General features: G+C 52.0%; 2 protein-coding genes. Both read left to right on the top strand.

Going from position 1 to position 1,312, the window contains the following annotated elements:
- The coding region (locus ACFO6W_RS26255; RefSeq protein WP_380002119.1) for a FimB/Mfa2 family fimbrial subunit at positions 1-885 on the top strand (885 nt) is incomplete at its 5' end.
- A 172-nt stretch (positions 886-1,057) separates the two neighbouring features.
- On the top strand, positions 1,058-1,312 hold a 255-nt coding region (locus tag ACFO6W_RS26250; RefSeq protein WP_380002117.1), incomplete at its 3' end, for a hypothetical protein.

Genomic DNA, 1,312 nt, shown 5'->3' with positions numbered 1-1,312 from the left:
CTGAAGACATTAATCCTGCTAGTTGCGTCCGTATTTTTCACCGGATGTATCGGTGATGAACTGGTTGATTGCCCACCGGATGAGAATCTGACGCTCGCATTTTCCTACCTGGACTTTCCGGACCATATCGACCGGGTGACAGTCGCGATATACGATCCGAGCGGAAAGCTGGTGGAGACGGTGCAAGTTGATAAGAACGATCTGGATGCCTTCCGGGGAGTCGGGTTATACCTGCCGGCAGGTGATTATACAGCTGTCTGCTGGGGAAACGCTTTCGACAATACCCAAATCAACGGGCTGTCCAATGGAGCCGGCCTTACAGCGCACGAAGTGGCCCATCCCGGTTACTTCAATTCTGCGCGTATACCGACCAACGATGCCCTGTATTACGGCAAACATACCTTTACGGTCAAACCCGGCACGGCCAATAACGAAACAGTGCCATTCACACCGGCTTATATCCGGCTCATCATACAAGCCAAAGGCCTGCCGAGCACCGCTGCCGGCGCACCGCCTTCAGGCTATCCTTATATCAGGGTGAACAACCTTGTACCTGCATACGACTATAATATGGTTACCCACGGTGACCCTACGACATACTATCCGCCGGTAACGGTAGACACGGGCAACAAACAGGCCGAGGCCACCTGCGACGTGCTGCGCTTCCGGGCGGATAACCCGATCACGATAGACGTGCTGGACAACAGCACGGACAATACGGTGCTCCATACCGTTAACCTGAAGCAGTTCATAGCCGACAACAATATCGTCATCGCTGACGGTAAGGAGGTCACCATACCGATCGAGATCTCATTCGAGGGTAAAGTGGTTATCGTCACGCTGCTTGAGAACTGGGGCAACATCCCCGTAAACACGCTGTTCTGATAAAAACAGGCAACGGCCCGGGCCTTCAACAAGCATTGGAAGGATGGAAGCCGGACTAAACATATAAAAAAACAAGCATACAAAGAAAACAGGAAGCAGGAGGCAAGAAGAAAAGATGAATAATGATTTACTGATTCGATCCATGCTTCATAAAAACTAAACGAAAGAGGCGATGAAAACAATAACGATAACCTTATTGCTGTTAACCATGGCGCTGCTATCCGGCTGCACATCGGAGGATTCCGGCAATGAAATCCCTGATCCCGCACATACCGGTGACAGGAATGTGACCCTCGAGGTGCGCATACCCGGTGTACGCACGCCCTCGACCTACGGCATGACCGCGGGTCAGGAAAACCAGGTGGAAGAGCTTACCGTGCTGGCCTACAAAGTTGTCAGCGGCACCGAACAGCTTCAACAGAAGGTC

Origin of the sequence: Dysgonomonas termitidis (genome assembly GCF_042654545.1) — a bacterium.
GTDB lineage: Bacteria > Bacteroidota > Bacteroidia > Bacteroidales > Dysgonomonadaceae > Dysgonomonas > Dysgonomonas termitidis.
Note: the sequence above shows the minus strand (reverse complement) of the source record. Positions and strands in the feature narration are given on the sequence as shown.